Annotated in this window: 28 protein-coding genes and 1 pseudogene; 19 read left to right on the top strand and 10 right to left on the bottom strand. The window is 36.1% G+C overall.

What is annotated here, in order from left to right:
• Positions 1-12: 12 nt before the first annotated feature.
• From ACLBWW_RS20915 to ACLBWW_RS20900, 4 genes and pseudogenes are all read left to right on the top strand, one after another.
• Positions 13-1,323: a PTS sugar transporter subunit IIC gene (locus ACLBWW_RS20915; RefSeq protein ID WP_002063903.1), complete on the top strand. Its 1,311-nt coding sequence runs from the start codon at positions 13-15 to the stop codon at positions 1,321-1,323.
• On the top strand, positions 1,299-1,577 hold the full coding sequence (locus ACLBWW_RS20910) for a hypothetical protein (RefSeq protein WP_000900031.1): 279 nt from the start codon (positions 1,299-1,301) through the stop codon (positions 1,575-1,577). Before ACLBWW_RS20915 ends, ACLBWW_RS20910 begins: the two co-directional genes overlap by 25 nt.
• Positions 1,567-2,652 carry a DUF871 domain-containing protein gene (locus ACLBWW_RS20905; RefSeq protein WP_048545715.1) on the top strand — a complete coding sequence of 362 codons (1,086 nt, stop codon included), beginning with the start codon at positions 1,567-1,569 and terminating at the stop codon, positions 2,650-2,652. The genes ACLBWW_RS20910 and ACLBWW_RS20905 overlap by 11 nt, the downstream gene beginning before the upstream one ends.
• A 92-nt stretch (positions 2,653-2,744) precedes the next feature.
• Positions 2,745-2,867 (top strand): annotated as a pseudogene (locus ACLBWW_RS20900) (HEAT repeat domain-containing protein); the annotation flags it as partial.
• Between the two features lie 100 nt (positions 2,868-2,967).
• Here the strand turns inward: ACLBWW_RS20900 and entC are convergent.
• The 4 genes from entC to ACLBWW_RS20880 form a co-directional block, all read right to left on the bottom strand.
• Positions 2,968-4,359 carry a cell wall-binding protein EntC gene (gene entC / locus ACLBWW_RS20895; RefSeq protein ID WP_447614217.1) on the bottom strand — a complete coding sequence of 464 codons (1,392 nt, stop codon included), beginning with the start codon at positions 4,357-4,359 and terminating at the stop codon, positions 2,968-2,970.
• Positions 4,360-4,816: 457 nt separating this feature from the next.
• Positions 4,817-5,995, bottom strand: coding sequence for an ABC transporter permease (locus tag ACLBWW_RS20890; RefSeq protein WP_098068394.1), 1,179 nt, complete (start codon positions 5,993-5,995; stop codon positions 4,817-4,819).
• 2 nt (positions 5,996-5,997) lie between these two features.
• Positions 5,998-6,672, bottom strand: a complete 675-nt coding sequence (locus ACLBWW_RS20885) for an ABC transporter ATP-binding protein (RefSeq protein ID WP_000609100.1) — start codon at positions 6,670-6,672, stop codon at positions 5,998-6,000.
• On the bottom strand, positions 6,669-7,772 hold the full coding sequence (locus ACLBWW_RS20880; protein ID WP_048545709.1) for an efflux RND transporter periplasmic adaptor subunit: 1,104 nt from the start codon (positions 7,770-7,772) through the stop codon (positions 6,669-6,671). The genes ACLBWW_RS20885 and ACLBWW_RS20880 overlap by 4 nt, the downstream gene beginning before the upstream one ends.
• 211 nt (positions 7,773-7,983) lie before the next feature.
• On the opposite strand from ACLBWW_RS20880, the gene ACLBWW_RS20875 reads away from it, so the two are divergent.
• From ACLBWW_RS20875 to ACLBWW_RS20865, 3 genes are all read left to right on the top strand, one after another.
• Positions 7,984-8,718 (top strand): YwaF family protein, encoded by a 735-nt coding sequence (locus tag ACLBWW_RS20875; protein ID WP_098633624.1) that lies wholly within the window; start codon positions 7,984-7,986, stop codon positions 8,716-8,718.
• A gap of 88 nt (positions 8,719-8,806) precedes the next feature.
• Positions 8,807-9,673, top strand: a complete 867-nt coding sequence (locus ACLBWW_RS20870) for an ABC transporter permease subunit (RefSeq protein WP_447614216.1) — start codon at positions 8,807-8,809, stop codon at positions 9,671-9,673.
• A 1-nt stretch (position 9,674) separates the two neighbouring features.
• Positions 9,675-10,679 (top strand): ABC transporter permease, encoded by a 1,005-nt coding sequence (locus ACLBWW_RS20865; RefSeq protein WP_098123739.1) that lies wholly within the window; start codon positions 9,675-9,677, stop codon positions 10,677-10,679.
• A 38-nt stretch (positions 10,680-10,717) separates the two neighbouring features.
• Here ACLBWW_RS20865 and brnQ2 read toward each other — a convergent pair whose 3' ends face one another.
• The 4 genes from brnQ2 to ACLBWW_RS20845 form a co-directional block, all read right to left on the bottom strand.
• Positions 10,718-12,034 carry a branched-chain amino acid transport system II carrier protein BrnQ2 gene (brnQ2, locus tag ACLBWW_RS20860; protein ID WP_098068529.1) on the bottom strand — a complete coding sequence of 439 codons (1,317 nt, stop codon included), beginning with the start codon at positions 12,032-12,034 and terminating at the stop codon, positions 10,718-10,720.
• Between the two features lie 218 nt (positions 12,035-12,252).
• On the bottom strand, positions 12,253-12,822 hold the full coding sequence (cotJC, locus tag ACLBWW_RS20855) for a spore coat protein CotJC (protein ID WP_000265283.1): 570 nt from the start codon (positions 12,820-12,822) through the stop codon (positions 12,253-12,255).
• A 12-nt stretch (positions 12,823-12,834) separates the two neighbouring features.
• Positions 12,835-13,098 carry a spore coat protein CotJB gene (locus ACLBWW_RS20850; RefSeq protein ID WP_048545702.1) on the bottom strand — a complete coding sequence of 88 codons (264 nt, stop codon included), beginning with the start codon at positions 13,096-13,098 and terminating at the stop codon, positions 12,835-12,837.
• 8 nt (positions 13,099-13,106) lie between these two features.
• Entirely contained in the window at positions 13,107-13,322 is a 216-nt protein-coding gene (locus tag ACLBWW_RS20845; protein WP_048545701.1) for a spore coat associated protein CotJA, read from the bottom strand.
• Positions 13,323-13,430: 108 nt separating this feature from the next.
• On the opposite strand from ACLBWW_RS20845, the gene ACLBWW_RS20840 reads away from it, so the two are divergent.
• The 5 genes from ACLBWW_RS20840 (at position 13,431) to ACLBWW_RS20820 (ending at position 15,838) form a co-directional block, all read left to right on the top strand.
• Positions 13,431-13,793 (top strand): VOC family protein, encoded by a 363-nt coding sequence (locus tag ACLBWW_RS20840; RefSeq protein WP_000446755.1) that lies wholly within the window; start codon positions 13,431-13,433, stop codon positions 13,791-13,793.
• Positions 13,794-14,080: 287 nt separating this feature from the next.
• Positions 14,081-14,362, top strand: a complete 282-nt coding sequence (locus ACLBWW_RS20835) for a YkvA family protein (RefSeq protein WP_000733852.1) — start codon at positions 14,081-14,083, stop codon at positions 14,360-14,362.
• An 11-nt stretch (positions 14,363-14,373) separates the two neighbouring features.
• Complete coding sequence (locus ACLBWW_RS20830) at positions 14,374-14,979, top strand: DedA family protein (protein WP_000435010.1); 606 nt, start codon at positions 14,374-14,376, stop codon at positions 14,977-14,979.
• A gap of 108 nt (positions 14,980-15,087) precedes the next feature.
• Positions 15,088-15,468: a DUF3992 domain-containing protein gene (locus ACLBWW_RS20825; protein ID WP_048545698.1), complete on the top strand. Its 381-nt coding sequence runs from the start codon at positions 15,088-15,090 to the stop codon at positions 15,466-15,468.
• A gap of 16 nt (positions 15,469-15,484) precedes the next feature.
• On the top strand, positions 15,485-15,838 hold the full coding sequence (locus ACLBWW_RS20820) for a DUF3992 domain-containing protein (RefSeq protein ID WP_048545696.1): 354 nt from the start codon (positions 15,485-15,487) through the stop codon (positions 15,836-15,838).
• Positions 15,839-15,939: 101 nt separating this feature from the next.
• Here ACLBWW_RS20820 and ACLBWW_RS20815 read toward each other — a convergent pair whose 3' ends face one another.
• Entirely contained in the window at positions 15,940-16,407 is a 468-nt protein-coding gene (locus ACLBWW_RS20815) for an S-Ena type endospore appendage (RefSeq protein ID WP_048545694.1), read from the bottom strand.
• Between the two features lie 308 nt (positions 16,408-16,715).
• On the opposite strand from ACLBWW_RS20815, the gene ACLBWW_RS20810 reads away from it, so the two are divergent.
• The 3 genes from ACLBWW_RS20810 to ACLBWW_RS20800 all read left to right on the top strand — a co-directional run bounded on the left by ACLBWW_RS20810 (position 16,716) and on the right by ACLBWW_RS20800 (position 19,645).
• Positions 16,716-19,178: a LamG-like jellyroll fold domain-containing protein gene (locus ACLBWW_RS20810; protein ID WP_048545690.1), complete on the top strand. Its 2,463-nt coding sequence runs from the start codon at positions 16,716-16,718 to the stop codon at positions 19,176-19,178.
• Positions 19,179-19,258: 80 nt separating this feature from the next.
• Positions 19,259-19,462, top strand: a complete 204-nt coding sequence (locus ACLBWW_RS20805) for a hypothetical protein (RefSeq protein WP_000391503.1) — start codon at positions 19,259-19,261, stop codon at positions 19,460-19,462.
• A 12-nt stretch (positions 19,463-19,474) separates the two neighbouring features.
• Positions 19,475-19,645: a hypothetical protein gene (locus ACLBWW_RS20800; protein WP_001174844.1), complete on the top strand. Its 171-nt coding sequence runs from the start codon at positions 19,475-19,477 to the stop codon at positions 19,643-19,645.
• Positions 19,646-19,673: 28 nt separating this feature from the next.
• Here the strand turns inward: ACLBWW_RS20800 and ACLBWW_RS20795 are convergent, their stop codons facing one another.
• Entirely contained in the window at positions 19,674-21,077 is a 1,404-nt protein-coding gene (locus ACLBWW_RS20795) for an amino acid permease (protein WP_048545688.1), read from the bottom strand.
• 180 nt (positions 21,078-21,257) lie between these two features.
• Here ACLBWW_RS20795 and ACLBWW_RS20790 point away from each other — a divergent pair, with 180 nt between their 5' ends.
• From ACLBWW_RS20790 to murQ, 4 genes are all read left to right on the top strand, one after another.
• The gene (locus tag ACLBWW_RS20790; protein ID WP_052767423.1) at positions 21,258-22,481 is read left to right on the top strand and encodes a cation:proton antiporter; all 1,224 of its coding nucleotides are present in this window, start codon (positions 21,258-21,260) and stop codon (positions 22,479-22,481) included.
• Between the two features lie 125 nt (positions 22,482-22,606).
• Positions 22,607-22,921: a hypothetical protein gene (locus ACLBWW_RS20785; RefSeq protein ID WP_001223248.1), complete on the top strand. Its 315-nt coding sequence runs from the start codon at positions 22,607-22,609 to the stop codon at positions 22,919-22,921.
• A 29-nt stretch (positions 22,922-22,950) separates the two neighbouring features.
• Positions 22,951-23,814, top strand: coding sequence for a MurR/RpiR family transcriptional regulator (locus ACLBWW_RS20780; RefSeq protein ID WP_048545687.1), 864 nt, complete (start codon positions 22,951-22,953; stop codon positions 23,812-23,814).
• A 156-nt stretch (positions 23,815-23,970) separates the two neighbouring features.
• Positions 23,971-24,855 carry an N-acetylmuramic acid 6-phosphate etherase gene (gene murQ / locus ACLBWW_RS20775; RefSeq protein WP_048545685.1) on the top strand — a complete coding sequence of 295 codons (885 nt, stop codon included), beginning with the start codon at positions 23,971-23,973 and terminating at the stop codon, positions 24,853-24,855.
• Positions 24,856-24,874 lie beyond the last annotated feature (19 nt).

Here is a 24,874-nt window from a genome sequence, read left to right as displayed (position 1 = left end):
GGAGGGGTATTGATGAATGGTTTTATGAGTTTTATGGAACAAAAAATTATGCCAACAACGCAAAAGATTGCAGGACAACGACATTTATTAGCAATTCGAAACGGAGTTATTTCTACATTGCCGTTAACGATTGTCGGATCATTTTTCGTTATCTTTTTAAATTTACCAATTGATGCGTATATGGAGTGGATTGCACCATTTCGCCATATTTTAGATATTCCATTCCGATTCACAGTAGGTTTAATGGCGTTATACGCAGCATTTGGGGTAGGAGCTTCACTCGCAAACTTTTATCAGCTCAATCAGTTAAGTGCAGGGTTGTTATCTGTACTCGCCTTTTTACTAGCATCAGTTGAACCAATTCAAATTACGAAAGCTGTACCAGGTGTTATTGATGCGGGAAGATATATTTCAGTAGGAACATTAAGTGCAACGTCTTTATTTGGCGCAATTGTTACAGCTTTAATTGCAGTAGAAATTTATCATTTTATGATTAAGCATAATATCTCGATTAAATTACCAGATAGTGTACCACCAGCAGTTGCAAACTCGTTTGCAGCATTAATTCCAACTTTAGTCGTTATTCTTTTATTCTGGGGTATTCGTTACGGTTTAAAATTCGATGTGAATACAACAATCACGTATTTAATCGCACCACTAAAATCAGTATTAGTAGGAAATAATTTATTCGGCGGTTTATTAACAGTATTCTTAATCGTGTTCTTCTGGTCATTCGGTATACATGGCCCAGCCATTTTAGGACCAATTATTCGTCCGATGTGGGATTCAGCAATTCTTGAAAATATGGAAGTATTCACAGCTACAGGAAATGCACATCAATTACCAAACTTATTTACAGAGCAATTTATTCAATGGTTCGTATGGATCGGTGGATCAGGCTCAACGTTAGCTTTAGTTATTATGTTTATGTTCTCTAAATCTAAGTTCCTAAAAGAGTTAGGTAGATTATCATTCGTACCAGGTTTATTCAATATTAACGAACCGATTATTTTCGGGGCACCAATTGTAATGAACCCAATCTTAATTATTCCATTCGTTATTACACCGTTAGTGACAACGACAGTATCATATTTCGCAGTTGTTTCAGGTATGATTCCGCTGATGATGGCGAAATTGCCATTTACGATGTTAGCTCCAATTGCAGCGATTATTAGTACAGACTGGACAATTATGGCTGGTGTACTTGTACTTATTAACTTTGTTATCTCATTTGTTATTTACTATCCATTCTTCAAAATGTATGAAAAACAACAATTAGCAGGAGAGGAGAAAACAGAATGCTCGGAGCAATTATCATCTTAATTACATTTGTAGCGGGGCAGTGTATTGCACATTATTCAAAATGGGTACAAAGTAAATCTTTATTAGTTTTACTACTCGTATCAATTTTATTTATCGGTTGTTCAATGGGTGCTTATGTAATGTTGGGATTACAATCACCATACGTAATTATTGTACCAACGATTTTATGTGCAACATGTTTATCTGCAAAATATAGATTTACGAGCATGGCATTAATACAACGTGTGAAGGAGATGCAAAAGCATGGAGCGTAAATTAGGAATTTCACTTTATCCAGAGCATTCAACGAAAGAACAAGATATGGCATACATTTCGGCAGCGGCACGCCACGGTTTTTCAAGAATATTCACATGTCTATTATCTGTGAATCGTCCAAAAGAAGAAATTGTAGCTGAATTTAAAGAAATTATTAATCATGCAAAAGATAACAATATGGAAGTTATTTTAGATGTAGCTCCGGCAGTATTCGATCAACTTGGTATTAGCTATAGTGATCTATCATTCTTTGCAGAGTTAGGTGCAGACGGTATTCGTTTAGATTTAGGTTTTGACGGATTAACAGAAGCAAAAATGACGAATAATCCGTACGGCTTAAAAATTGAACTAAACGTAAGTAATGATATTGCATACTTAGAAAATATTCTTTCGCATCAGGCGAATAAGCCAGCTTTAATTGGTTGTCATAACTTCTATCCGCAAAAGTTCACTGGTCTTCCGTATGATTATTTCATTCGCTGTAGTGAACGCTTTAAAAAGCATGGTATTCGCACGGCAGCATTTATTACGTCACATGCAGCTAATATCGGTCCATGGGATATTAATGACGGATTATGTACGCTAGAAGAGCATCGTAATTTACCGATTGAAGTACAAGCGAAACATTTATGGGCGACAGGGCTTATTGATGATGTGATTATCGGAAATGCTTATGCGAGTGAAGAAGAGTTAGAGAAACTAGGAAACTTAAATCGTTACATGTTACAGCTGAAAGTACACTTTGTAGAAGAAGCGACTGAAGTAGAAAAGAAAGCGACACTGCAAGAATTACACGTAAGACGCGGCGATATAACAGAATATATGGTACGTTCTACAGAAGTGCGTAAAAAGTATAAAGACTATGATTTCCCAGTGCGCGAAAGTGTATTACAGGAAAGAGGGCAAGTTGTAATTGGAAACAACTTATTTGGTAAGTATAAAGGCGAATTGCAAATCATTCTAAAAGAAATGCCGATAGATGAACGGAAAAATATTGTCGGTACAATTGCAGAAGAAGAGTTATTCTTACTAGATTATGTAGGAGCTTGGACGCAGTTTACTTGTGTGGAATAGGAAAGGGCAGGAGAGGATGCTATGGCATCCTCTTTTTTTGTTGAAATAGTAATCTACCGTATATAGAATGCAAAGAGATAGATTTAATTTGGACGGGAGAGAAGGAGATTGTCATCGCTCTTCGTTTTTTACATAAGTTTGTTAATCATGAAGAAGTTTTAAAGGCGTTTGATAAAGTATATAAAAACCGAGGGAACTTATTTATGTCAGAGTGAAAGTTGCTTCGGGATCATATTAGTTACTTTCAAGAGAAAGTTAGAATGCGAGAATCAAAAAAAGAGTCAGCCTCAATGAGACTGACTCTTTTTATACGAACTAGTTTAATACTTTCACTGTAACTGTTTTACGTCCCCAGTTACTAGATGTACCTTTATCAGGCATTAAAACGTCGATTTTATTTCCTTTAATAGCTCCACCAGTATCACCAGCGATTGCTACTCCGTAACCTTCAACCCATACTTTTGAACCTAATGGAATTACACTTGGGTCAACTGCAATAAGTTTCATATTTGGATTAGCTGTTAAGTTGTGACCTAAAGCTGATTTTACTTGGTCGCCTGCTTTATAACCATTTTCAAGTGGATCTGCTGTGTAAGCTGTTGCTACAACACGTAACTCACGAGAAGATGATGGTGCACTTGTTTCAGTTTCTTTTGCAACAGGTTGTTGTGTAGCAGGTTTTTGAGCTTTAGCCGCTTCACGAGCTTCAGCTGCTTCACGAGCTTTAGCTGCCTCTTGAGCTTTAGCCGCTGCTTGAGCTTCAGCTGCTGCCTCGGCTTTAGCTGCTTCACGAGCTTTAGCTGCTTCTTGAGCTTTAGCCGCTGCTTGAGCTTCAGCTGCTGCCTCGGCTTTAGCTGCTTCACGAGCTTTAGCTGCTGCCTCGGCCTTAGCTTCTGCTTGAGCCTCAGCTTCTGCCTGAGCTTTAGCTTCTGCCTGAGCTTTAGCTGCTTCACGAGCTTTAGCCGCTTCTTGTGCTTTAGCTTCTGCTTGAGCCTCAGCTGCTTCACGAGCTTTAGTTGCTTCTTGTGCTTTAGCTTTTGCTTGAGTTTCAGCTACCTCACCGGCTTTAACTGCTTCACGAACTTTAGCTGTATCTTGAACTTTAGTTGTTTTTTCAACTTTAACTGCTGGCTGAACTTTAACTGGAGCTTTACCTGTCAAGTAAGGAACGTGAACATAAGCTGTTTTTCCGTTATATTCAAATTGAATCCAGTCATTTTGTACTTGGTGTGTTGTTTCAATTACATCATCTTGTTTCAATTTACCAAGAATTTCTGAGTCTGTGTTTGCACCAGCACGTACGTTTAATACGTTTGCTGTTACGTAGTAAGTGTCTTTTGTATAGTCAGCGCTAATGAAAGCTTCTTTACCGCTATTCAATTTCACTTTTGACCATCCGTTTTCTGTATGTAAAACATTTACTTTATATCCATCTAATAATTTTCCTACAACTTTTGATTCAGTAGTTGGGTTTTCTCGTACATTTAGTACATCAGTCGTTACGATTGTTTCTGCTTTAGCAGATGTTGTGAAAATCCCAAGACCAAAAACCGCTGCTGTTGCTATACCCATAAATTTTTTCATAATAGCCTCCATTGCATTTGTTTTCGTTGACCTCATTATAGCAACCGTTATTTTCTTATTTGCGAAAAACATAAAATTACAAAGCTTTCGTAACGGGGCATTAATATTCTGTAACAATTCCATAAATATCCTGATAACGCTTCCTTGTTGTTTTTTGGCGTATTAGGGCATATGGAACACAAAATGAGTAGTATTTCAATTGCTGTAACATTAATAATATTACAGCAATGTTTCTTGTGGATATCTATATTGTTACAAAAGTAGTGCGTTTTACTGTTTAAATGAAAAAATAGTTATGAAATAATAATCTTTTTAGACGTAAAAAGATATAAATGAGGTGAAATTTAATGAAATATCGATATAATTGTTACAAAATCAGTCGAAGTATGGAAAAAATTACGCCTTGATTTTCATCTATTACATGGTATTTTTGCAATAATAGAATTTGATAATAGCCTTAGTACCTATAAATAATGAAGCGCATTAGAATGATAGTTGTAACGTGAAACATATATAATAGAAGAAACACGATTTAATAGGTAAATAAAAAACGCAGGAGTGTAAACTCCTACGTTTTTGTTTATTCATATCGTAAACATTCAATTGGATCAAGTTTTGCAGCTTTGTTAGCTGGTAGTAGTCCGAATGCAATACCGATTAGCATTGAAATACCTACTGCAAGAAGTCCAAGTTCTTTTGAGACAACGAGTGGCCATCCAGCAAAGATTGAGACGATCCAAGCGAAGAAAATACCGAGCATGAATCCGATGAAACCACCAAGTCCTGTTAAAATACAAGATTCGATTAAGAATTGTGTTAATACTTTACCACGTGTTGCACCAAGAGCTTTACGAATACCAATCTCTCGTGTACGTTCTGTTACAGATACGAGCATGATGTTCATTACACCGATACCACCAACAAGTAAGGAGATAGCAGCAATACCACCGAATACCATTTTCATCATACCGATTGATTCGTCTAGTTGTTTCGTAAATTCACCTAAGTCTTGTGCTTCGAATTTGTGCTCAAATTTAGGAGCTTTCATTTCGTTTAAAACAGAAACAGCTTGTTTTTCTACACTCTTACGTTCAGTCGGAGAGGTCATTGTTAATCTTACAGAGTCATACTCATTTACTCCGGAAATGACAGGCGCGTTTTCAAGTGATGTATAACCTTCAGGCATAGGCATTCCAAAGTCGTTTTTCGTTTCGTATACACCGACTATTTTATACGGCTTTCCTTTTATATCTGTGTATTGATTTGATTCCCAACCACTACTAAATAATTTGTTGAAAGCTTCTTCATTTAATATAACAGCAGGGATTGCTTGGTTTAGTTCACTGTCATTTAATTCACGACCGTGAACTAATTTTATTTTCGAATCTGTCATAAAGGCGCCTGTTCCACCTTTTAAATCAAGATTTACATCTTTTGAACCAGCAGATGCTTTTACTTTCATACTTACGTCTGGATACACATCTTTTACGCCTGGTATAGTTTGCAGACGTTTTAGCATATCAGGTGTGATTTTGGCACTATCTGTTCCGTAATCAGGATTGTTGTAGTAAATCGTTACTTCGTTATCTTTTCCTTGGCCTAATTCTTTTTTAAACTTTGCGTTTGTACCATCACCCATTGAAATGATAGTAATAATGGCACTAATACCGATAATAATACCTAACATCGTTAAGATGGAACGCATTTTATGAGCAAAGATAGAGGAAAGGGCCATGCGTATATTTTCACTCGTATTCAAAATCAACCTCTCCAATCTTGGACGATATTTCCGTCACGAATTACAATTTGACGTGCTGCAGCTTCTCCGATTTCACGGTCATGGGTAATCATAATGATTGTTGAGCCTTGTTTATTTAATTCGTAAAAGAGATCCATAATTTGTGTACTTGTTTTCGTATCAAGTGCTCCCGTCGGTTCATCGGCTAAAATGAATTTTGGGTTATTTACGATTGCACGTGCAACAGCGACACGCTGCTTTTGTCCACCTGATAATTCATTCGGTAAGTGAGTAGCGCGATCAGCTAAACCGACTTTTGTTAAAGCAGCTAATGAGCGCTCACGTCTTTCCTTTTTATCGACTCCAGCGTAAATAAGAGGTAGCTCTACATTTTGAAGTGCTGTAAGTCTCGGTAATAACATGAAGTTTTGGAATACGAATCCGATTTCTTTATTACGAACATGTGCAAGTTCTGTTTCAGACATGTTTGAAATGTTTTGTCCAGCGAGTTCGTACGTACCTGTCGTCGGTTTATCTAAGCAACCGATAATGTTCATTAATGTTGATTTACCAGAACCAGAAGGTCCCATAATAGAAGTGAATTCTCCTTGGTTCAGTGTTACGTCAATTCCGTGTAATATTTGAACGGATTCTGCACCATTTTGGAAGGATTTCGTGATGCCTTTTAAGTTAATCACTGGGCGACAACCTCCATACCATCTTTTAAGTCTTTTTCAGGTTTAGAGATAATTTCCTCTCCTTTTTTCACTCCAGAAACTTTTGCTTCGCTATCAGTCTCGAATTCAACAGTAACTGCTTGTTCTTTCGCTTTACCGTCTTTTACAACGAAGACAACATTTTTGTCACCTTTTTTCACGATACTGCTTTTCGGAACAATTGTACCAGTTGCTTCGCCAGATTTACTTGTTACGTAAACGTGGAAGCCGTTTTGTAGCTCGTCACTATTATCTAAAGTGACAGTGAATTGATAGTTAGAAACAGTTTTATTTTCATCCATGCTCTTTAATGGTGTAGAACCGATTTCTGTTACTTTTCCTGTCCAAGTCTTACCAGCGACAGTTTTTGATGAAACAGTTACTTCTTGCCCAACTTTCATACTAGCAAGCTCATATTCAGAAAGTTGACCTTTTACCTTAAATTGACCAGCGTGACGAAGAGTAATTCCGCTCATACCTGTTTTTTCGTCAGCAGTTTTCACGATATCATCAATTACGCCATCAGCAGGACTTGTTACAGAAAGTGTGTTTACTTTCTCTTTTGCTGCTTTAATCATTTCATCAGCTTTTTCAACTTCAAACTTTTTCATTTCAATTTGTGATTCTAATTGCCCAACTTCAACTTCTGATGCTTTTAATGCTTCAGCAGGAAGACCTGAATTTTTATCTTTTTGTAATTTTTGTTTCGCCGCATCAATTTGTTTTTGGAACAATGTTACTTCTTTTTGTGCGATTTTCTTTTGCATTTCTGCTTCTGTTATGCCTTGTTTCGCAGTAGGGTCATTATATTTAAAAAGGAGCTGGCCTTTTTTTACTTCATCCCCTTTTTTTACAGCTAATTCATACGTACCTTTTGTTGGATCAAATGAAATTGTTTCGATGCCGTTTGGAATGACTTCACCGCCAAATTTTTGCGCGTTTTCAATTTGTTTTTCTGTTACTTTATATCCGCTATATGCCATTGCTACTTCTGAACTACCGCCAGCAAATGCAAAGTATGATCCAGCTGCAATACCGATTGCTACTACACTAGTAATTAACACTTTATTTTTCTTCTTCATCTATTTATCACCTTTTCGTTCGTTTTAGTATCTACATTCAGTATAGAAGAGGTGAAGAATCTGACAAATCGTTTTAGCTTACAATAACCTTACAGTTTTGTAAGGTATGAATATGTAAATGTAAGGTAGAGCTTGTCCTAGTGTAAGCAAATGAATTGACTCGTCGTTTCTTTCTTACAATAATATTGTATGAAAGAGAGGAGGAGGTAAGATGGAAGCTTATTTTAGTGCGCATCCATTAAAACCATTTATTCCATACTCAAGGCAACACGTCCTTATATTATTTATTATGTTGGTGGGGATATTTTTTCTGTATCAATACCAAGGTATATTACGGCAAAGTGAGTGGAATATAACGGTTCGATATGCGATTGCATTTTTATTTGTTGGGAGTGAAATTGGGCTCCATATGTGGGAATGGAAAGCGGGGATTTTTGAACTTGGCACTTCATTACCATTTGAGCTATGTACGATTAGTTTATTGTTAGCATCGATTATGATTGTAACGAAAAGTTACCGCATATATGAGATTGTATTTTTTACAGGGATTATCGGTGCATCACAAGCTATTTTAACGCCGAACGTGCAATATGCTTTTCCGCATTTTCGCTTTATAGAATTCTTCGGTGCACATGTATTACTCATTTGGGCACCACTCTTTATGACGTGGGTAGAAGGATATAGACCGACCTTGCAATCAATTAAGCGTACGATGATATTTTTAAACATAATAATTCCAATCGTTTCTTTTGTGAACTACAAAACAGGTGGCAATTATATGTTTTTAGCTCGTAAGCCAGAAACTGCTTCATTACTCGATATGTTAGGGCCACACCCTTACTATATTATTTCATTAGAAATAGCTGCGCTTATTGGATGTTTTATTTTGTATATGCCGTTTGCGAAAAGAGAAGGGCATGCGCATAAAGAATCACTAGGATCATAACCTAGTGATTTTTTCATATAAATATTTACAATTCAGAAAATTGAGAATAAAATTAAGGGGTAAATTATATAAAGAGAGAAGGGAAAACGTGGTCAAAAAAGTTTTTCTGAATGGGATGGAAGTGACGGTTCAATTTATTATTTCAATTTTTGGTATTATTTGTTTAGGGGCACTGCCAAAGTTATTTTACGGATTTGAGCTGCATGCATCACAGTACATAAAGAGTTTACAAGAAGTGTTTGTGAATTTAATGGATATCTCCAATTTTAAATATGTGGGAGATAAATTTTTATTTCCGCAGTTGTTTGTCCACTATAAAGAAACAATTGTTATATTTTTAGCTGCTTTTTTCATTTCATTATTTGTAGCATTTTGTATTGTTTATGTCATTATGAGTAGTTCACCGCGTATACAACATCGAATTAAATCATTTCTTATCTTCCTAGAATCTATTCCAGACATTTTACTTATTTTAGTATCGCAAATTTTAGTTGTATGGGTTTTTAAACAAACAGGCTTTTTACCTTTTCAAATTGCTTCAATTGGAGGCGAGTCGATTAGGGGGTTGCCAATATTGTGTTTGAGCATCCCGACTACGATTATGTTTGTAAAAATGGTCGTGCTTCGTTTTGAAAATGAACTAGAAAAAGATTATGTACTATTTGCTAAGGCGAAAGGGCTGGGGCGCTTTCATATTTTAAATCGTCATATTTTACGAAATGTGTTGCTTAGTACATTATTCTTTGCGAAAACGAATATCTTTTTTATGTTATCTAATTTATATATTATAGAATGGATTTTTAATACGGGTGGTATTTTTATGTTTTTGAAATCGTATTTCGGTATTAGAGTTGAGGTTTTCATCGTTAGTGTGCTTCTTATATATATTCCGATTTTTATTTTATTTAAATTGTTTCATTATCTCATTCCGGCTGCGATGAAGGAGAGATTATAATATGTGGACGTATATAAAACGCGATAAAAGATTTTGGATAAGCATTGGGTTTCTTCTCCTATTAGTTCTTTTGAGCATCGGAAATACGATATGGAATGATGGACATATTAGACAAGTTACATTGCAATATGATGCGGATGAAAATCCACAAGTGCCACCGTTTCCACCTTCATTACAATTTTTACTCGGGACAGACCGGAAAGGGTATGACCTGTTACATTTAGTCATTGAGGGCGCGAAGTGGACGATTGGTATATCTATTTTAATTGCGGCACTTAGAATGGTAATAGGTGTGTTTTTCGGTGTCGTACTCGGAACGTATATAAAAAGAGGATTTTCAAAAATTGAGGCTTTCTTTGATAGTTTTACAGTTATTCCGACAGTTATGATTGCGTATTTTTTTCTTCAATCTGCAAATGCATTTGGAAGCGGAGAGGAGACAACAACCTTTTTTGAAAGGGCTTCGTTTCAAGTGGTATTACTTGTACTGCTTGTAATGCCAGTTATTGCACTGTATGTTGCGAAGGAAGTTCGTAAATTGCGAACGGAAGAATTTGTTGATGCCGCGCGCATATTAGGTGGATCGAGAAGACATATTGTTATAAAACATATTTTTCCGCATCTCTATATGCCGTTTATACTCGTATTTCTTCAGCAGTTTACGCAAACTCTTACTATTTTACTCCACTTAGGATTACTTGAAGTGTTCTTTGGTGGGACTGTAATGTTTGGTGGACAAATAAAAGAGGTGGAATCTTATACGCATGAATGGTCAGGTTTAATTGGAGTATACTTTAGGTCATTAACAGTGAATCCGTGGATCCCTCTCGTTCCGATTACATTTTTTGGACTTACTATTTTTTCAGGAAATATGATTGTAAAAAGTATCGAAGAGGCGATGATGAAAGTAAGATTAGGGGGAGAGATAAAGAAGGACGCTATAGAAGAGGAACAATCTGCTGTGCAGTCAAAAGAAGAGTTATTTACTTTTAAACATACGATGTGAAAAGAAGCAAGCATGGATTTCATGCTTGCTTCTTTTCTTTATTTTGTAGAAACTTCACCTTCAGCTTCTGTTTGAGGAATATAGTATCCGATTATACCACCAATGATTGCTGGAATAATCCAACCGATTCCTAAGTTATAAAAAGGAATGGTGTGTACGATATTAGCGATAAAACTTGGTATCAATTCCACATTATCAAGTGCATGAATACAGCTAATAATGAATGCTGCGAGCATTGATCCGATGTAGACAGAAGGTTTACGTTTCGTATATTTATCAATAAATGATACGAAAATTAAAATGATTGTAATTGGATACAAAATGATTAATACAGGTAATGTAATTTTGATTAATAAGCTTAATCCTAAGTTTGAAATAACGAAGCTAAAGATACAAACGTATAGTACGAGTTTCTTATATGAAACATTTGTTAATACTGTTGCGAAATAGTTGGCGAATGCACTTACAACGCCAATTGCTGTCGTTAAACAAGCGGAGATAATGGCAATACTTAATAAAACATTACCGCTTGTCCCAAAGAATTGGTACATAACAGTAGCTAATAGTTGACCACCGTTCTCGAATTGTCCTAAGTTTCCGTTTGAAGCGCCGATATAACCGAGTAAGAAATAAACAATTGTTAAGAATAGGGCTGCAATGCTCCCACAAATAATTGTATATTTCGCAATCGATTTTTTCTCTTGTATACCGTTTTGGCGAATTGCATTTACAACAATTGTTGATAATACGAGAGCACCAATTGCATCTAACGTTAAAAATCCTTCAAGAAATCCTTTGAAAAATGGAATTTCTTTATAGTCACCAACAGGTTCTGCAAACGTTCCTGGTGAAAGAATCGCTTTTGTTGCCATAATTGCAATAATTCCAAGTAAAATGGGTGTTAATATTTTTCCGATATGATCTACTAATTTTGATGGATTTAATGATAAGAAGTAGACGACTGTAAAGAAAATCGCACTAAAGATTAACATAGAGTACCATTGGTCCGGGAAAAGTGGTGCAATCCCAATTTCGTAAGATACAGATCCAGTTCGTGGAATAACAAATAGTGGGCCGATTGAAAGATAAATAATGATAGCGAATATTGCTGCGAATTTTGGATGAACGCGGCTTGCTAAAGTGTTAAAACTACCACCGGCAAGGGCAACAGCGACGATAGCTAGTAAAGATAAACCGACGTCTGTAATAATAAATCCTGTAATGGAAATCCACATGTTTTCTCCGGATGAAAGACCGAGAAGGGGCGGGAAAATCATATTACCAGCACCGAAGAAAACTGCGAATAGTAATAAACTAATCGAAAGTATTTGCGCTGGTTTTAAAGTTGTACGCATATAAAGAAAATCCTCCTAATGAGTGTTTTTGTCGAAAATTCAAATAATTTGTCGAGTAACTGTTACTATTTTAAAGGTCTGATGACTAGAAAGCAATAGGGAATTTTGAAAATATTAAAAAATAATACATTAAATCGAATAAATATACTATTTATATCTTTAATAGGAAGGATTTAACTTTAAACGTAAAAAAAACACATATCGCTAGGATACGTGTCTTAAAAAAATATTTTTTTATCACGTTCTTCTTTTAAAATTTCAACTGCTTCTCGGAAACGTTGTGAATGGACAATTTCTCGTTCGCGTAAAAAGCGTAAGCTGTCATTTATGTCAGGATCGTCAGATAAATCAATGAGCCATTGATAAGTTGCTCTTGCCTTTTCTTCAGCAGCAATATCTTCATATAAATCTGCAATAGGGTCTCCTTTTGCTTGAATATAAGTAGCAGTAAAAGGAACGCCACCAGCATTATGATAAAACAAAGCACTATCATGATTAGCGTACTGTGCGTCTAATCCAGCAGCTTTCATTTGCTCTGGTGTTGCATCTTTTGTTAATTTATAAATCATTGTCGCAATCATTTCTAGATGCGCGAATTCTTCGGTACCAATGTCGGTTAGTAAGCCAACTACTTTGTCAGGAATGGTATAACGTTGATTTAAGTAGCGAAGAGCAGCAGCGAGTTCGCCGTCCGCACCGCCATATTGTTCAACTAATAATTTGGCGAGTGCTGGATTACAAGTACTCACTTTAACTGGATATTGTAATTTCTTTTCATAAATCCACATAGTCTCTCTCCTTTATATTTGCCATGGCCACGGTCCTTTGCTCCATTCCCATGGAGCGTTAGAATAACTATTTCCGAACTGCTGGAGTGGCCCGTATTTTTCTTCGATTTTTTGTTGTAATACTCTTCGTTTATAGGAGAAATCGTTGAATTGATTTATAGCTGCAGTATCGTTTGGGTGCGTATCTAAATAGAGGGTAAGTTCAACTAATACAAAGTCTAGTTCTTGTAGTTCTTGAATCCATTTGTAATATTCATCAGGCAATGTCTGTGTCACGTTTTTATTCACCGTCCTTTTTTGTAAGGATTTTCATAAAAATCATAAAAAGCAGGCCACAGAGTTCCTTTTTGTAAAGCTTCTTTTGGTGGGAATTGTGGTAGGTTAGGTGGTTGAAAGCCCATAAATAGGTGTGGGGGAGTTGAGTAATATTTTTTTCCAATTGGAGGGCAAGGGTCGTTTGGGCCATGGAAAGGTATGTAGGATTTCATAAATTCATCCATGTTACACGCCTCCTTTATAAATGAAATATTCATCACTACGTATTGTATTCGTACATAATTGCAAATTATGACTCATATAGAAAACTAAAAGAGGCAGGGGGAGTGCGGATGGAAAGTGTTACAACATGTATTGTATTAGAATCTAAAAACTTAAAGGAAACATTATATTTTTACGAAGGAATTCTAGGGTTTAAACCGAGCAAGGAGAGGCCACAAATACGTGTAACAGGTGTGTGGTATGATATCGGTTCAACGAGAATTTGTTTTGTTGTAAATAGGGGACTAGGAGAACATAGAGAGACCGTTATATCATCAGTGAAAGAACTATTGTTAAAAACTACAAATATCGAGCGGTTAAAGAAAAAGTTAGTGTTTTATCAAATATCATTTGTAGAAGAGCACCATGGTGAAGAAGTTAGAATAATATTTCATGATCCAGATGGTTATACACTCCAATTTACTTCAATATAAAATATGGAATAGAGCTTTTTATAATGGAATAATCTGAATGGTGAATGAAAAAAATATTGACAAGCTTAGGCAAATATTTTAATGTGAGTGTATAAAATTGTGTATAAAGGGGAGTAACTTATTACAGTAAAGTCGTCATTACAGGGAGAAACCCTCGGCTTTATTGGCAACGTTTCGTTGTTAGTGAGACCTTTACCAGCAATGGTAAAGGCCCCTTATTGTCTTTTTTAGGACCCTTACCATATTTGGTAGGGTCCTTTTTGTATACAAAGAGAGGAGAAATAAAAATGAAAAAACTTATTAGTAGATTAAGAGTTGTATTTCATGTCCGTCGTTTCGTTCCATTTCTATTTGACTTTTTTACTTCAAAAGAGGTTTCAATAAAGAAGAAAATTTTATCTGTTGCTTTTTTAGTTGGGTATGTTGCGATGCCGCTTGATTTAATTCCAGACTTCCTGCCGTTTATCGGTATTTTAGATGATATTGGAATTGTGTTATTCATTTTGAACCGAATTGTAAAAATGGCGCCAGTTCAATTACAAGAAAAGCATAACGTAAACGTAGGATAGGAGTTAAAAATATGGAGCAAATTATTTTAGATATAATTGAGTTTTTAAAGCAGTTTTCTTATTTTGGAGTTGTGTTAGCATTAACGTTTGAATTTATTCCAGCAGAAGTAGTGTTGCCCATGGTTGGATATTGGGTGTACGAGGGGGATATGAATTTTTGGCTAGCTGTATTAGCTGGAACACTGGGGGGAACGACAGGACCATTAACGCTATACGCACTCGGTTATTACGGTGGTCGTCCTCTATTAATAAAGTACGGGAAATACTTCTTTATTAAAGAAGAACAAATTCAAAAAGCAGATGATTTCTTTGAGAAATATGGACCAGTTGTAGCATTTGTTGGACGCTTTGTACCGGGAGTTCGAACGCTTATTTCTGTTCCATGTGGTATGGCAAAAATGAACATATGGAAATTTAGTATATATACATTTGTAGCAATGTTCCCGTTAACGACTTTGTATATTTATTTTGGGATGAAATTAGGTCCGCATTGGGCAAAAGCGGCGGATGTTGTTGGACAATATATGCTACCGATATTACTAGTCGTAGTTATTGTTGTAGGTGGTATTTTAATCTATAAATTTATGAAAAAAAGAAACAGAACGGAATCTATCTAGTCATTAGTACAGGAGTTGTCTTATTTTTGAAAATAGATGAATAGTACAGGCAAAAGACTCTGAAGGACATACACATATAAGGAATAAAAAAGAAAGAAGGGAAAGACTATGGCTTGTGAGTGCTCAGGAACAGTTTTAACGTGTTGTTCGGATAATAGTAGTAACTTCGTCCAAGATAAAGTATGTAATTCATGGTCTAGTGCCGCTGCTAGTACATTTACTGTGTATGCGAATAATGTGAATCAAAATATCGTTGGAACAGGTTATTTAACTTATGATGTCGGGCCGGGTGTGAGCCCTGCAAACCAAATTACAGTGGCAGTGCTCGATTCAGGCGGAGGAACGATTCAATCATTTACCGTTTCTGAAGGTACAAGTATTGCGTTTACGTTCCGCCGTTTTAATATTATTCAAATTACGACACCGGCTACTCCGTTAGGAACCTACCAAGGAGAGTTTTGTATTACTACACGTTATTTAATTTCATAGAGAGGGGAAAAATAAGATGGGGAATTGTAGTACTAATCTTTCATGTTGTGCAAATTCGCAAAAAACGATTGTTCAAGATAAAGTTTGTATTGACTGGACTGCATCAGCAACAGCTGAAGTAATTTATGCAGATAATATCTCTCAAGATATTTATGCATCGGGGTATTTGAAAGTAGATACTGGGACGGGACCTGTTACACTTGTGTTTTATAGTGGGGGTATAGCAGGAACAGCATTGGAAACGATTGTTGTAGCAACTGGAAGTAGCGCATCTTTTACAGTTCGTCGTTTTGATACTGTTACGATTCTTGGAACAGCAGCAGCTGAAACTGGGGAATTTTGTATGACAATTCGATACTCTTTATCTTAGTGTATATAGATTTTTTAATTTTAAAAAAACGTGCAAACGATTTATTAGTTTGCACGTTTTTTGTAGTCTTTTGATTAGATTCAAAAGAATAGTTTTTGTAGTTATAGGCAATCTAGCTTTGATTTACAATAAGTTAATTGGAAACAATAGCGCCCTTCAATGTAAATAGAAGGATCTGATGGAATATCGATAATAGAAACAGATAGTAAATCAAACCCTGTGTATGAAATGGTGTTTCCGGGTAAAACTGTAAAAATATTTGTGGTAGAACCGATTATTTGGACTGATAATGCAGAAGTACTATTCCTATTGTTATATATGGAGATAGTACCAGATAATGAAACAATTCCACCGTTTTTCCAAATGGTTACTGTGGAGTAAGTTTGTTTTAGTTGTTTTTGAGAAATTGGAATAAAATCATTGGAGATAAGAATATCCCCAGCAAATTCATTAGTAATGAGTTCAGCATCACATCTTTCAGGTGGCGGAATAGGAGGAGGACAGGGACAAATAGGTTGACAAATGATAGATAAAGGAGCAAAACAACCGATGTTTTTATGGGGTTTCAATGGAATCCCTCCTTTTAAAAAGGTATTTATTATTATTAAATGTAACAGCATGGCCGATGTGTTAAGAATGAACAAAAAAAATAAAATCGTGATAGTTTCATAGGCTCATATCTCTTAATAATTTTTATAGGAAAAAATTAGTTATCTATTAGACAAAAAGTACTTGTTTTATGTAAATGTGGCACTTAATATGAAATTGACTTTATATTTACAAAATTTAAACAAAATACATTTTTAGTTTAAATGAAGTTAATATATGTTCGATACAATAACCAGTGTAATTAATTTATTATATGAGGAGGATTCATGTGGAAAGAACAGCTTTACGAAAAGTAAAAGGTCTCATTGGATTATTAATGGTTTTTGTATTAGCATTCGTATCATTTCCGTGGAGTACATCAGTCAAAGCGGAAGAGAAAAAGCAAGAAAAGGCACCAAGTGAAAAGAAGATCGTTTTTCCAGTTGTAAGTGATGTACATATTAAAAATAGTGGAACGGATGATACGTTTCGCTGGAAACGAGCGATTGAACAGTTCAATACGCTTGCACCAAAGCAAGATGCCTTTGTTATCGTAGGTGATTTCACAGATACAGGATCAGTGCAGCAATATGATCGTTTCATGCAAGTATATAATGAAAATGCAAATAAAGATGCAGTACGAATGAATTCTCTAGGAAACCATGATTATTGGAACGGTTTATCTGTAGAGGGAGCACAGAAGCGTTTCTTAGAAAAAACAGGAATGGAATCGATTTACTACCATAAAGTGGTGAAAGGGTATCACTTCCTTGTTATGTCTCCAGAGGATGGAACAACTCATGGATATTATTCGGACAAGCAAATTAATTGGCTAAAAGAAGAGATGGCAAAAGCGCAAAAAGATGATCCAGAAAAACCAATTTTCGTATTTTTACACCAACATATTAAAGATACAGTATACGGTAGCCAAGAATGGGGAACGCAAGATAGTGCAAAAATTAATGAGGTATTAAAACAATACCCACAAGTTATTACGTTTTCTGGCCATTCACACTATCCGTTAGATGATCCGAGATCGATTCATCAAAAAGACTTTACATCAGTTGGTACATCTTCTGTAAGTTATATGGAAGTTGAAGGTGGTAAAGTACAAGGGACTATCCCGCCAGGAGCTAGCACGTTAAGTCAAGGTTTATTAGTAGAAGTGGATGATAAAGAGGTAACAATTAATCGCCGCGACTTCCATACGAATTCTTGGACAGGTGAACCGTGGAAAATTCAGTTGCCATCAAAGAAGGAAACTTTTACACATGTAGAAGATCGTGATAAAGAAAAGCCTTATTTTGCAAAAGATGCAAAGTTATCAGTATCAAATGTAACAGAAAATGCAGCAACAGTAACATTCATGCAAGCGTTGGACAACCTTCTTGTTCATTCTTATCGTGTACAAGCTAGAGATAAGCAAACTGGAGAAATAAAAAATAAATTGTTAGCATTCTCAGAGTTTTATCGTGACCCAGTGCCGAAAGAACTAACATTTACACTGGCAGGACTAGATGGCGGGAAAACATATACACTTGAAGTCGTTGCGATTGATTCATTCGGCAATGAAAGTGTACAGCCGTTAACAGCAGAAATCACTACGAAAAAAGATAATATTGACCCGAATGTGAAAGTACCAAAAGCGGATGTTTTTGATGTAAACTTTGCAGATGGTACATTTAAAGACAATTCATCATTTGGTACAAAAGGTGATGTTAAGGGCAATGTGACTATTGAATATGATAAAGCATTGAAAAAGAATGTTATGAAGCTAAACGGAAAAGCAAATACATTTGGATATCTTCCGTTTTCAGCAGCACAAAAAGAGAAAGTAGCAAATACATTTACATTAGAAACTGTGTTTTCAATGAATGAAATTCGCGGACAAGGTATTTTACAAAATACAGAGAGCGGCGGAATTGGTTTTGAATCTACAGGAAGTGGTTATGTAGAATTATGGGCTCATATTGGTGGAAGTTATAAACGTGTTGGCGTTCAATTAGAGGCAAATAAAACGTATCATTTAACAGGAACGTATAACGGAAGTGAAGTAGCAATTTACGTAGATGGTAAAAAAGTAAATAGCCAACCAGCTACAGGGAAAGTATATCACCCGAACGTACCATTTGCGCTTGGGGCAGACCCTGATAGTAATGGGAATGGTGGTATCCCGCTAAATGGACAAATTGCGCTTGCAAAATTATATAGTAAAGCATTAAGTTCTTCAGAAGTATTAGCAGCGTATAATGAGTTTTCTAATCGTACAAAATTAGAGCAAGTAAACGCGTTATATGAAGAGCTTGGGAAAGTGAAAGAAGTGTTAGCTGGTACGTATGAGTTTGGTGACAAACCAGGTCAATATTCAAAGGAAGCATTTCAAGCACTAGAGAAAAGCTATAACACTGCAAAGCAAGCATTTGAAAATGTAGGAAGTACGGGAGAGCAGATCGTTCAAGCGTATAACGAATTAAAAGCAGCTAATGTAACATTTGTACAATCTAAAGTAGCAGAAGAAAAACCGAAAACACTGAAAGAAAAATTACAAATCAATATTGAATCTGCAAAAGCAGTGGTGAAAAAAGCACAAGCTGCAAATGTAACGGACGGTTCAGTGAAATCATTGAGTCAAAAAATTACAGTGGCAGAATCTGTGTTAAAAGATGCGAAAGTAAAAGATACACAAGTAGAAACGATGAATCGTACGATGGAATATGCGATTTCACTCGTTGAAAAAAGCATAAACAAATAAGAGAGGAGAAAAAGAAGCTTATCATGATAGGCTTCTTTTTTGTTATACTAAAAGTAGCATAGAATGAAGGAGCGAATAATTTGGAAGAGAAAAAGCTAAAAAGAATTCTTGAATATGTATGGATCGCGGTTGTGCTCCTTGTAGGATATTATTTCTTAAAAGAGAAAAGTATATGGATTTTATTTTTAATGACGTTTTTATTAGCGGGTTTAGGCACGTTATTTATTAATTTCTTCTTTGATAGTTTAAATGCATGGAAGAAGAAAAAGAAGGGAACGAAGTAAAGGAGGGAATATATGCAAAAGTGGAAGCTTATATATCAGGTGATTATTTTCCTATTGCTTGTAGGTATTGGCGTTTTTAAATACGCTACACCGATAGGAAATTGGGCATCGTTTACAGCTTGCATCGGCATATTTTTCATTTTACAATCGTTAACGAAAAAATATAATAATACAGAAAGATAGCTCACCGTTTTATCGGTGAGCTATTTTGTTATGCTTTTTTCTCTTCATCATTTGTTTTTTCAGTAGCTAAATGGCTATGTTTTCTAGAGTAGAAGAAATAGAAGCATAAGCCGACTAGAAGCCAAACTGCAAAGCTTATCCATGTCGTTTTAGACAAATTGATCATTAAATATAAACAGCAAAGAATTGCAACAACTGGTAGTACAGGTACGAAAGGTGCGCGGAATCCACGTTTTAAATCAGGATGTGTTTTTCGTAAAATAAGTACAGCGCAGCAAACGAATGTGAATGCTGTTAACGTACCGATGTTTACTAAATTCGCTAGTAAATGTAAGTCTAACAGTCCTGCTAATAAAGCGGCAACAACGCCAGTGATCCACGTGTTTAATAAAGGGATTTTTACTCTTTTATTCACACGTGCTAACGCTTTTGGAAGTAAACCGTCGCGGCTCATCGCATACGAAACGCGAACTTGTCCATACATAACGACTAAGAGAACGGTTGTCATTCCAGTCATCGCTCCAACAGCGAGTAGTCCTGCAATTGTATCTTCGCCAACGAAATGTAAGGCAAACGCAACTGGATCAGAAACATCTAATTGTGTATACGGAACCATACCTGTTAAAACGAAAGATACAATCATGTATAAAACAGTACAAATAAGAAGGGAACCGATAATGCCAATTGGTAAATCGCGCTGTGGTTTTTTCGTTTCTTCTGCAGCGGTTGCGATTGCATCAAAGCCTAAGAAGGCGAAGAATACAGTGGCAGCCCCAGTAATGATACCGTCGTATCCGAATGGAATGAACGGCGTCCAATTTTCAGGTTTTACATATTTTGCCCCTGCTACGATAAAGGCGATAATAACAGCTAACTTAATAAGAACCATAATATTATTAATGCGTGCGCTTTCGCGTATACCAAAACTTAAAAGACCTGTAATGAGTAGTAAAATACAAACAGCCGGTAAATCGATAAGACCACCTTTTCCTACGCCAGGGGCCGAGGCGATTATGGCGGGCAGATGAACGTTAAACCCTTGTAGTAAAGATTGTAAATAACCAGACCAACCGACAGCTACTGCCGCGACTGCAAGTAAATATTCTAGCATTAAACACCAGCCGACGATGAAGGCGACGACTTCTCCGACTGTCATATATGCGTAAGTGTACACACTTCCTGAGACAGGAATAGAAGAAGCAAATTCAGCATAACAAAAGGCTACACAAGCACAAGTAAATGCAGCAATAAGGAATGATAACATAATACCAGGACCAGAATGTTTCGCTGCGACAATACCTGTTAATACAAAAATCCCTGTCCCAATTACGGCGCCAATTCCTAAAAACGTTAAATCAAGTGCAGTTAATGTTCTATCTAACTGCCGTGGTGATTCAGTACTAAGCGGTTTTTTTCGTAATAATGACTTCACTTTGGACTCTCCCCCCGTTTTTTCATTTTCATAACTGCGAATATAGTATGAGCCCACTAGAAAAGAGTATGTAAGTAAATGGAGGTACAGTTATGGTAGGTTGTTTTTTAAAATTGCTGGATTAATTTTATTATAATTCAGAATATTTTGTCAAATAAAAATGTGACAAATAAAATGCGAATGAATAGGGGAAACTACTGGCAGGAATGGACGAGGGTTAACAGAGTGACAAAACCACTCATAAAAGTTTTACTTTATAAAGTAGGAGAAGATGTTATGTTATTTTATTTTGAACTTGTCGTCATTTTACTTTGTACGAAATTAGCTGGTGATATTAGCGTTAGGCTTGGCCAGCCTTCTGTACTTGGTAAATTAATCGTTGGTATTATTATCGGTCCGGCTGTGCTTGGTATTATTAATAGTTCTGAATTGATCGATGAACTGAGTGAAATTGGTGTTTTACTACTTATGTTTATGGCAGGACTTGAAACAGATTTAGAAGAGTTAAATCGAAATTTGAAATCTGCATTCGCAGTAGCGATGGGAGGAATTATTTTCCCATTCCTTGGTGGGTATTTAGCGGGACTTGCATTTGGAATGTTACAGTCGCATGCGATCTTTTTAGGGTTATTACTTTGTGCCACTTCGGTTAGTATTTCTGTTCAAACACTAAGAGATTTAGGGAAAATGAATACGAGAGAAAGTACGACGATTTTAGGGGCAGCTGTATTTGATGATGTAATTGTTGTTATTTTATTAGCATTTGTGATGAGTTTTTTAGGCACACAAGATGTAAATGTAACGCTTGTCATTGCAAAGAAAATTATCTTTTTTGTCAGTATCGTTTTCATCTCTTGGAAAGTTGTTCCATGGATTATGAAAATGCTCGTACCACTTCGCGTAACAGAAGCGTTAATTAGTGCAGCTCTTATTATTTGTTTCTCATTTTCGTATTACAGTGAAATGATGGGGATCGCAGGTATTATTGGGGCATTTGCAGCCGGAATTGCCATTTCGCAAACAGAGTATAAGCACGAAGTAGAACATAAAATTGAACCGATTGCTTATGCAATATTTGTACCGGTGTTCTTCGTAAGTATTGGAATGGAAATTACATTTCAAGGTATCGGAAGCCAGCTTTGGTTCATTATCATCATGACGCTTATTGCAATTTTTACAAAGTTAATCGGATCAGGTTTAGGAGCAAGACTGACAGGGTTCAACCTTCAATCTTCTATTAGTATTGGTGCGGGGATGGTTTCGCGCGGAGAAGTGGCGCTTATTATCGCAGCGAATGGACTTGCGGCGAATTTATTAGCGAAAGAAAATTTCACAGCGATTGTTATTGTTGTTATATTAACGACGATTATTACGCCGCCGCTTTTGAAAAAATATTTTGTATAGAGAGGAAGAGCTTATCTGATGTAGGTAAGCTCTTTTTTTATTGGAAAAAGCAATAGTCATATAGCATGAATAGGTTGTAATTATGGTAAAATCTACGTATATGATAAGTCGAGGAGAGAAAATGTTTGAGGATTACGAAGGGGAAGGTTATCGGTGTAATCATACTTATTGCGCTATGTATACCATTTACTGCATGGAAAGAGTCAAAAGTGAAAGACTTTCCTGTTTCTATTTTTTCTTCCTATGTAGAAGACGAAAACCCGAAAGACTATAATTACACTGCTTTTGTACCTGACTTTGCAATTTGGATACATGGATGGGAAAAACAGCGATCTGAAGGTGAAATAACGTCATATAAAAAAGGGGATCGAACTGTAATTGTTCACCATCCTCCTGGCGATGATGGTTTTTATCTTTTTGAAGCAAGAGAAAATAAGTGAAAGCAACCGTAAGAAGTGGAGGTTAAATAGTGAAAGCTTCAACATTACTATTTAAAATTGAAAGTAATATGGATCAATTTTCACCAGCTGAAAAGAAGGTTGCCATGTACATAATGGGGAATGCAGAAATTGTTCCGAACTTAACGACGAAAGAAGTGTCAACGAATGCGGGCGCAAGTGAGGCGAGTGTTGTTCGCTTTTGTAAGTCGATTGGGATTGGAAGCTTTAAAGCATTTAAAATCGCGCTCGTTCGTGAATTGACGATTGCTGATTATAATATTAATGATTTTTCAGTTATGAATACGGAAGATGGACCGTATGACTTGTTTAATAAAGTTACGTATGTGAATAAAGCTGCAATTGAGGCGAGCGTTACTGCGATAGATAAAAAGGAACTTGAGAAAGCTGCAGATCGTATTGTAAATGCAGATAAAATTATATTTTATGGAGTAGGCGGATCAGCTACTCCTGCGATGGACGGGGCTTATAAATTTACAAGGCTCGGATTTACAGCGATGATGCTATCAGATTTTCATATGATGTTGCCGCTTGTGACGAATTTAAAAGAGGGCGATATATTTGTTGCCATTTCAACATCTGGTCGTACGAAAGATGTACTTGAAATGGCGCAATATGCGAAGAGACAAGGTGCAACAGTTATTGCGATTACAAAGCTTGACCAATCATCACCTTTATATAAAGAAGCGGATATTCGTCTTTGTATGCCAGATGTAGAGCAAGATCATCGTATTGCAAGTATTGCTTCGAGAATGACACAACTGAATATGATAGATGCTTTATATGTGATTACTTTCAACCGAATTGGTAATAACGTATTGGATCAATTTATGGAGACGCGAGAAGAAGCGTTGCGGTTACGGAAGTTAAAGTAGAAGAAAAGATGAGGAGACTCATCTTTTTTTATTATCTTTGACAAAAATATGTCATGTCGTGAAATTTCATTTCATAAAATAAGAAAGAGTTATTGATTTTTAGTTTCTTAAAGTTATAATAAAAGTGTGAAATATAATTTCAAAGAGGGTGGCAATATGTTAGAAAATTTATCGACAGAACATCGTAATGAGAAAACAATGAATCTGGATGAAATGAGCATAAAAGAAGTGTTGCAAAGTATGAATGAAGAAGATCGAACTGTTGCGTTAGCAGTTGAAAAAGAGATAGAACAAATTGAAAAGGTTGTACAGACTGTTATTAAATCTTTTGAAGAAGAGGGACGTTTAATTTACATTGGTGCTGGTACGAGTGGCCGTTTAGGTATTTTGGATGCAGTGGAATGTCCGCCGACATTTGGCACAGATGATAAAATGGTGCAAGGATTTATAGCAGGTGGATTGAAAGCGTTTACTAAGGCAGTGGAAGGTGCAGAAGACCGCGAAGAGTTAGCAGAAGAAGATTTAAAAAGTATTGGATTAAACGAGAAAGATACAGTGATTGGAATTGCGGCAAGTGGTCGAACTCCTTATGTAATTGGCGGTTTGAAGTACGCAGCTAGCGTGGGAGCGAGCACGGCGAGTATTTCTTGTAATAAAAATGCTGAAATAAGTAAATATGCAAAACTAAATGTGGAAGTAGAAACAGGCGCAGAAATTTTAACAGGCTCAACGCGTTTGAAAGCTGGTACAGCGCAAAAATTAGTACTTAATATGATTTCAACAGCTTCTATGATTGGTGTGGGGAAAGTATATAAAAACTTAATGGTAGATGTTCAATCTACAAATGAAAAGTTAGTAGAACGATCAAAACGCATTATTGTGGAAGCAACAGGTGTGAGCTATGAAATAGCAGCAGAGTGTTATGAAAAAGCAGAACGTAATGTGAAAGCCGCGATTGTTATGGTGTTACTACAGTGTGAGTATGTGGAAGCACTGGAGAAATTAAAAGAAGCGAAAGGGTTTGTGAAGAAGGCACTATAAAATAATAGGGAGGGGGATT

Source organism: Bacillus sp. M5A3_1b, assembly GCF_053345335.1.
Note: the sequence above shows the minus strand (reverse complement) of the source record. Positions and strands in the feature narration are given on the sequence as shown.

What these genes read in the sequence shown, in the direction of transcription:
- ACLBWW_RS20915 (WP_002063903.1), top strand. Translation starts at nt 13, where the DNA reads ATGAATGGTTTTATGAGTTTTATGGAACAAAAAATTATGCCAACAACG.
- ACLBWW_RS20910 (WP_000900031.1), top strand. Translation starts at nt 1,299, where the DNA reads ATGCTCGGAGCAATTATCATCTTAATTACATTTGTAGCGGGGCAGTGT.
- ACLBWW_RS20905 (WP_048545715.1), top strand. Translation starts at nt 1,567, where the DNA reads ATGGAGCGTAAATTAGGAATTTCACTTTATCCAGAGCATTCAACGAAA.
- entC (WP_447614217.1), bottom strand. Translation starts at nt 4,359, where the DNA reads ATGGAATTGTTACAGAATATTAATGCCCCGTTACGAAAGCTTTGTAAT.
- ACLBWW_RS20880 (WP_048545709.1), bottom strand. Translation starts at nt 7,772, where the DNA reads ATGAAGAAGAAAAATAAAGTGTTAATTACTAGTGTAGTAGCAATCGGT.
- ACLBWW_RS20875 (WP_098633624.1), top strand. Translation starts at nt 7,984, where the DNA reads ATGGAAGCTTATTTTAGTGCGCATCCATTAAAACCATTTATTCCATAC.
- ACLBWW_RS20865 (WP_098123739.1), top strand. Translation starts at nt 9,675, where the DNA reads ATGTGGACGTATATAAAACGCGATAAAAGATTTTGGATAAGCATTGGG.
- brnQ2 (WP_098068529.1), bottom strand. Translation starts at nt 12,034, where the DNA reads ATGCGTACAACTTTAAAACCAGCGCAAATACTTTCGATTAGTTTATTA.
- cotJC (WP_000265283.1), bottom strand. Translation starts at nt 12,822, where the DNA reads ATGTGGATTTATGAAAAGAAATTACAATATCCAGTTAAAGTGAGTACT.
- ACLBWW_RS20845 (WP_048545701.1), bottom strand. Translation starts at nt 13,322, where the DNA reads ATGGATGAATTTATGAAATCCTACATACCTTTCCATGGCCCAAACGAC.
- ACLBWW_RS20840 (WP_000446755.1), top strand. Translation starts at nt 13,431, where the DNA reads ATGGAAAGTGTTACAACATGTATTGTATTAGAATCTAAAAACTTAAAG.
- ACLBWW_RS20835 (WP_000733852.1), top strand. Translation starts at nt 14,081, where the DNA reads ATGAAAAAACTTATTAGTAGATTAAGAGTTGTATTTCATGTCCGTCGT.
- ACLBWW_RS20830 (WP_000435010.1), top strand. Translation starts at nt 14,374, where the DNA reads ATGGAGCAAATTATTTTAGATATAATTGAGTTTTTAAAGCAGTTTTCT.
- ACLBWW_RS20825 (WP_048545698.1), top strand. Translation starts at nt 15,088, where the DNA reads ATGGCTTGTGAGTGCTCAGGAACAGTTTTAACGTGTTGTTCGGATAAT.
- ACLBWW_RS20820 (WP_048545696.1), top strand. Translation starts at nt 15,485, where the DNA reads ATGGGGAATTGTAGTACTAATCTTTCATGTTGTGCAAATTCGCAAAAA.
- ACLBWW_RS20800 (WP_001174844.1), top strand. Translation starts at nt 19,475, where the DNA reads ATGCAAAAGTGGAAGCTTATATATCAGGTGATTATTTTCCTATTGCTT.
- ACLBWW_RS20790 (WP_052767423.1), top strand. Translation starts at nt 21,258, where the DNA reads ATGAATAGGGGAAACTACTGGCAGGAATGGACGAGGGTTAACAGAGTG.
- murQ (WP_048545685.1), top strand. Translation starts at nt 23,971, where the DNA reads ATGTTAGAAAATTTATCGACAGAACATCGTAATGAGAAAACAATGAAT.